The sequence below is a fragment of the Christiangramia marina genome, assembly GCF_048285865.1.
GTDB lineage: Bacteria > Bacteroidota > Bacteroidia > Flavobacteriales > Flavobacteriaceae > Christiangramia > Christiangramia marina.
In genome coordinates this window covers 689,870-695,721 of sequence record NZ_JBLVTK010000001.1, presented here as the reverse complement: position 1 = coordinate 695,721, position 5,852 = coordinate 689,870, and the positions used below count along the sequence as shown (strand labels likewise).

Annotated in this window: 6 protein-coding genes; 5 read left to right on the top strand and 1 reads right to left on the bottom strand. The window is 40.4% G+C overall.

Annotated features, from left to right (window positions below; translation table 11 throughout):
- Complete coding sequence (locus tag ACNKXS_RS03225; protein WP_295177773.1) at positions 1 to 936, top strand: ribose-phosphate pyrophosphokinase; 936 nt, start codon at positions 1 to 3, stop codon at positions 934 to 936.
- A gap of 49 nt (positions 937 to 985) precedes the next feature.
- On the opposite strand, the gene ACNKXS_RS03220 is transcribed toward ACNKXS_RS03225, so the two are convergent.
- Positions 986 to 2,575: a Ppx/GppA phosphatase family protein gene (locus ACNKXS_RS03220; protein WP_417919591.1), complete on the bottom strand. Its 1,590-nt coding sequence runs from the start codon at positions 2,573 to 2,575 to the stop codon at positions 986 to 988.
- 218 nt (positions 2,576 to 2,793) lie between these two features.
- On the opposite strand from ACNKXS_RS03220, the gene ACNKXS_RS03215 reads away from it, so the two are divergent.
- From ACNKXS_RS03215 to ACNKXS_RS03200, 4 genes are all read left to right on the top strand, one after another.
- Positions 2,794 to 3,450: a 50S ribosomal protein L25/general stress protein Ctc gene (locus tag ACNKXS_RS03215; protein ID WP_295177777.1), complete on the top strand. Its 657-nt coding sequence runs from the start codon at positions 2,794 to 2,796 to the stop codon at positions 3,448 to 3,450.
- A gap of 135 nt (positions 3,451 to 3,585) precedes the next feature.
- Positions 3,586 to 4,212, top strand: a complete 627-nt coding sequence (gene pth, locus ACNKXS_RS03210; protein ID WP_417919590.1) for an aminoacyl-tRNA hydrolase — start codon at positions 3,586 to 3,588, stop codon at positions 4,210 to 4,212.
- A gap of 6 nt (positions 4,213 to 4,218) precedes the next feature.
- Positions 4,219 to 5,157, top strand: coding sequence for a bifunctional riboflavin kinase/FAD synthetase (locus tag ACNKXS_RS03205; protein ID WP_417919589.1), 939 nt, complete (start codon positions 4,219 to 4,221; stop codon positions 5,155 to 5,157).
- Positions 5,147 to 5,852, top strand: a 706-nt coding sequence (locus ACNKXS_RS03200) for an HTTM domain-containing protein (RefSeq protein WP_417919588.1), incomplete at its 3' end; no start/stop codon positions are given. The genes ACNKXS_RS03205 and ACNKXS_RS03200, both read left to right, overlap by 11 nt.

The window sequence follows — 5,852 nt, the reverse complement described above, 5'->3', positions numbered from 1 at the left end:
ATGCCGACTACGGAAGCTAAAATCTTTAACTGTACACAAAGCCAGGCGCTGGCCGAGAAAATCGCCGATCATTACGGTACTCATCTTGGGAATGTGATCACTTCCACGTATAGCGATGGTGAATTTCAGCCATCTTTCGAAGAGTCTGTAAGAGGAAGTAGGGTTTTTATTATTGGCTCTACCCATCCGGGTAGTGACCATCTAATGGAAATGCTTCTAATGCTGGATGCTGCAAAACGCGCTTCAGCAAGACATATCACGGCTGTAATGCCTTATTTTGGCTGGGCTAGACAGGATCGTAAGGATAAACCTCGTGTGCCTATCGCCGCTAAAATGATTGCAAGTATTCTCGAAACTGCTGGTGCAACCAGGATCATTACGATGGATCTTCATGCCGACCAGATCCAGGGATTTTTCGAAAAACCTGTGGATCATCTATACGCAAGCACAGTGTTCCTTCCTTACTTAAAAAATCTTGGTCTGGACAACCTTACCATCGCATCTCCAGATATGGGTGGTTCTAAAAGAGCTTATGCATATTCTAAAGCATTAGAAACCGATGTGGTAATTTGCTATAAGCAAAGAGCAAAAGCAAATGTGATCTCCCATATGGAGCTCATTGGAGACGTCACCGGGAAGAATGTAGTCCTGGTAGATGACATGGTAGACACCGCAGGGACTTTGACCAAAGCTGCAGATCTTATGATGGAACGCGGAGCTTTAAGCGTTCGTGCCATCTGTACGCACCCTGTACTTTCTGGAGAAGCTTACGAGCGCGTAGAAAAATCCAAACTTGAGGAATTAATAGTGACAGATTCTATTCCATTAAGAAAGGAAAGCAAGAAAATCAAGGTAGTGAGCTGTGCGAATCTGTTTGCAGATGTGATGAAGAGTGTGAATGATAATCGCTCCATCAGTGAAAAGTTTATCATGTAACTTAAGCATTCGATATAATATAAAAAAGCCGGTTCTATACCGGCTTTTTTTATGCTTGATTCTGGTTCTTTTGACTTTCTATCGTGATGATCTCGATCTCTTTTCCGGTAATATCCTTCAGCAGATCTGCTTTGCGTAAACCTCCCCAGACTTCCAGTTCCGGATCCCCTAAAGTTGTTATTTGCAACCTGATCTTTTCTGAAGATTTGATGATCTCCAGTTCCTGGACGTTCTGATAGTGACTGCGATCCAGGCCGTCGGCAAGTCGGAGTAAAGCGGCTAGTTTCTTGATCCTCTTGCGTAGTTTTTTTGATAACTGTTTATATAAATAATGTCTCTTCTTAGGAACAGTTCTTCGGTGATAACGAGCGGTGTGCGCCATGATATTGATCTCATCCTCGGTGAAACCACGTAGATCTGCATGCCTAATAATATAAAGTGCATGCTTATGATGTTTGCGATAGTTGATATAATATCCAATATCGTGCATTAATGCTGCATATTCCAGTAGTTCCCGATCTCCTTCTTCCAGTTTCAGATCTTTTTGAAAAGCATCGAATAACTGCAGGCTCATAGCTGCCACATGCCGGGAGTGATCTTCCATCCAGTGGCATTTGCGTAAAAGTTCATGGATACTACGCTTACGCGGTTCGGGATAATTAGCGACAAGATCAAGTTTTGGACGTTCCTTTTTGATAAAATCGAGGATCATCCCATCTCTAAGCGCAGCTTCAGAAATTTTAATTTCTTTGATATTAAATTCCTTGATAAGATATTTTACCAGCACCATTCCCGGGTTGATGATATCTATTCTTTTTTCATCCAGCTCACTTATATCCTCACGTTCTTTGCGATCAAGCTGAATAAAATCCTTATAGAGTTTTTTAAATTCTGAAACATTAAAAACCAGTTCGTTCAGGCTCATATTGGCTGTATGAGAATTCCTAATGGCGATCATGGCGCCTATATTTTCCATGGTTCCGGAACTTCCAATGATGGTTCTGACTTGATGTTTTGCAAGTATTTCTGAAAGCTCCCCGAGTTCCTGTTTATAATGTTTTTTTAAAGCTTTGATCTCTTCTTTGCTAATAGGATCATGAGAGACAAATTTGGCAGCCATACGGGCAACGCCGAGTTTTAAACTTTGGGAATAGAGGAACTCTTCATTATTACCCAGAATAAATTCCACGCTTCCTCCTCCAATATCCACCATCAATACCAGTTCTTCGGAAAGTGCTATACTATGCTGAACCGCCAAACCAATCAATGCTGCTTCCTTACTACCCGAAATCGCTCTTACTTTAATGCCAGATTCAGCTTTCATTCGTTGAATAAAATCTCCTCCATTGGTGGCTTCCCTAATGGCTGAAGTAGCAAAGGCGATAATTTCTTCCACATGCATGCTATCGCATAGAAATTTTATCCTTTTCATGGCGTCAAGGCCACGTTGCATGGCTTCTTCACTCAATTTATTCTCCATTCCTTTTTCGGCAAGGGAGACCATTTCCTTCAGCTTGTCTACTGTTCTAAAACTTCCGTCAGGATAAATATCTACCAAAACGGCATGAAAAGAATTCGTACCAAGATCGATCGCGGCGATTCGCTTATTGGCATTTACAGTTTCAGATGGGTTCTCCATGTACTTCAGAATTAATTGAGTTTCAATTTATACAAATTATAGATGAACTTCCAGTGAGAGATCTCAAAATCATGATCTCTGTAATTCATCTGAACTTTTTAAGGTTCAGTGTTTTATAGATTCAGAAAAAGCTTTACTTTTGCAACCTCAAAATTTTGGCAAATGAAGGCAGTCCAAAGCGGACCCGACGACATTTGTTATAACTTTAAATTACAACAATGAAATCAATTACGATCAACGGATCTAAAAGAGAAAGCGTAGGCAAGAAGGCAACGAAGGCACTACGTAATGCTGGACAGGTTCCTTGCGTATTGTACGGCGTAGAAGGTGATCCACTACACTTTGCAGCAGAGGAAATCTCATTCAAAGACCTTGTGTACACACCAGATGTACATACAGTTAAAATTAAATTGAAAGATGGAAAATCTTTTGATGCGATTCTTCAGGATATTCAATTTCACCCAGTGAATGATGCTATCCTTCACATCGATTTCTACCAGATCTTCGATGATAAGCCAATTACAATGGAAATTCCTGTTCACACTGAAGGTGTTGCAAGAGGGGTTAAGAACGGTGGTGTACTAAGATACAACCTTCGTCGTCTTAAGGTAAGAGGTTTACCTGGAGATCTTCCAGATTACATCGTTGCAGATGTATCTAAACTTAAAATTGGTCAGAAACTTTACGTAACTGGTGTTGCTAGTGAGGATTATGTGATCCAGCATCCAGATAACACAGTAATCTGCCAGGTAAGAACATCCCGTAACATTGTCGCTCTTGATGACGATGAGGACGAAGATGAAGTTGCTCCAGATGAAGTGCCAGCTACTGAGACTGATGATGTAGCAGCAGTAAAAGAAGGAGAAGACAACTAGTCTTATTCTTTAATTCATATAGAAAAGCATTCCACTTCGGAATGCTTTTTTTATTAGCAGAATTTTATCATTCGGTTTTTAGTAATCTAATTTCAAAGTAGCTGATAAATTTTATCTTTACGAAAACTAAATTGGATGCTTTCATTCTTCGGAAGGATATTACGTAAGAAAGAGACCGGGAAGCAAATAGATCCCATGAAGAAATTTTTGATCGTAGGCCTTGGAAACATTGGCCCGAAATACGAAAATACCAGGCACAATATAGGATTTAAGATCCTTGACGAACTTGCCAGAGAAAAAGAGGTGAGCTTTGAAACCCAGAAACTGGGCGACGTTGCCAGCTTTAAATTCAAAGGAAGAACTTTCGTGCTTCTCAAGCCCAGTACGTACATGAATCTTAGCGGGAAGGCAGTGAATTACTGGATGCAGAAGGAAAAGATCAATCTTGAGAATTTACTTGTGGTAACAGATGATCTCAACCTGTCATTTGGTACTTTGAGACTCAAAACCAAAGGTAGCGATGGTGGTCATAATGGCCTTAAAGATATACAGGCACAATTAAATACAACAAAGTACAATCGTTTTAGATTCGGAATCAGTGATGAGTTCGCCAAAGGACAACAAATAGATTATGTACTTGGTGAATGGGATGATGATGAACTTAAGAAGATGCCGGAACGTTTAAAAACTTCCGCAGAATTAATATTGAGCTTTGGAACAGCTGGAGTTTCCAATACCATGAATTCATATAACGGAAAATAACAGGATTTGGAAGAGCATAAAGGTGCAAACTCATTTAGTAGTGAACGTCAAACTGTAGTGACCATAGGGACTTTTGATGGTGTTCATGCAGGACATCGCAAGATTATAGACCGCCTTGTTAACTCTGCCCATGCCAATAACCTCGACTCGGTAGTGCTTACCTTTTTTCCTCATCCAAGAATGGTGTTGCAGAAGGAAAGCAATATTAAGCTTATTAACACGATCGAGGAGCGCAAGCAATTATTAGAGCAAACCGGAATAGATCACCTTGTGATTCATCCATTTACACATCAATTTTCCAGGCTTACTGCACTGGAATTTGTACGGGATATCCTTGTCAATAAACTAAAAGCGAAAAAGATCATTATTGGCTACGATCATAGATTTGGGCGTAATCGCACCGCAGATATTAACGATCTCAAGCAATTTGGAAAGGATTTTGGTTTTGAGGTGGAAGAGATTTCCCAGCAGGATGTGGAGCAGGTCGCTGTAAGTTCTACTAAAATTCGGAAAGCACTTATAGAGGGAAGAGTGGAGCAGGCCAATATTTACCTTCAAAGTGAATTTACACTGAAGGGTATCATAGTTAGAGGAAGAGGGATTGGCAAAGACCTTGGCTATCCAACTGCAAATATGGAAATTCCTGAAGATTATAAACTAATACCGAAGAATGGCGTTTACGTAATAAGATCTGTTTTAGATGGACGAACCATTTTTGGAATGATGAACATTGGAACGAATCCCACCGTAGGAGGTAAGGAGCAAACGATCGAAACTTACTTTTTTGATCTTGAAAAGGATCTTTACGGAAAAGAATTTACCATAGAAATGCTGGTAAGGATCCGCGATGAAAAGAAATTTAATTCAGTGGAAGAATTAAAGATCGCCATGAAGCAGGACCAAGCATTTTCAAGTCAATATATCAAAGATAATTATGCTGAATAGGTGGTTGTTCAAAGAAGTCGATAATTCAGCACTCGTTGTATTTCGTGCGTTATTTGGATTATTGATCACCATCGAAGCTTTTGGTGCTATTTTCACTGGTTGGATTCGCCGAACCATGATAGAGCCAGAATTCACTTTCAATTTTATAGGTTTCGAATTTCTTCAACCGCTACCTGGAAACGGAATGATCTGGTATTACGCGATCATGGGTGTTTTCGGGATTTTTGTTATGCTGGGTTTTAAATATCGAATGTCCATGGTGCTCTACGGGATCATGTGGGCAGGCGTTTATTTAATGCAGAAATCCTCTTACAACAATCACTATTACCTGCTCATGCTCCTATGTTTTATCATGAGCTTTCTGCCGGCACATCGCTGGTTTTCGATAGATGCGTGGAGAAAACCGGAAATTAGCAAAATTTCCATGCCCAGATGGGTCTGGGCAGTGATCGTACTTCAGCTATGGATCGTGTATACGTATGCTTCCGTAGCTAAATTTTACCCGGACTGGCTGGACGGTAGTTTTCCTGCGATGCTTATGGCTTCCAAAAAAGATTACTGGCTGGTTGGAGAATTCCTTCAGCAACCCTGGATTCGCTACGCGATCACTTATTTCGGACTCCTTTTTGATCTGTTGATTATCCCATTGCTACTTTGGAAAAGAACAAGATTAATGGCATTTATCGCCGCGATAT